The 314-nt window shown below is 57.3% G+C and carries 1 protein-coding gene; it reads left to right on the top strand.

All coding sequences use genetic code 11. From position 1 onward, the window contains the following. Positions 1-42: 42 nt before the first annotated feature. The coding region (locus tag JHD73_RS28600) for a hypothetical protein (RefSeq protein ID WP_199033432.1) at positions 43-314 on the top strand (272 nt) is incomplete at its 3' end.

Here is a 314-nt window from a genome sequence, read left to right as displayed (position 1 = left end):
GCCTTGCATTCGGAGGTGAACGCACGGCCGCAAGCGGATTGCATGCTGCTGATCGACACAGTGCCGCGACCGATATCGGAGGACGATGCACTGTGGGAAGGCTACTCGCAGAGTGACAATGTCCGCGTCAAACTTGCGCATCCGAAGATTGATCCCGCGCATTACCCGGCGCTGCTGCCACTGAGCATCACAAAGTTCAAAGACAGTCTTTTTCTTGAGCAAAGCGTTCTGAGCGCGCTTGAAGAGCTGCCTTCAGAAATCTTGCGAACCGGCACGGGCCGTCGGATCGCCGGTTGGTTGACGAGTTCCGAACC

This window comes from Ralstonia sp. ASV6 (genome assembly GCF_016429285.1).
In the GTDB taxonomy this organism is placed as follows: domain Bacteria; phylum Pseudomonadota; class Gammaproteobacteria; order Burkholderiales; family Burkholderiaceae; genus Ralstonia; species Ralstonia flaminis.
The sequence above is the reverse complement of the archived record's forward strand: the minus strand, read 5'-3'. Positions and strand labels throughout refer to the sequence as shown.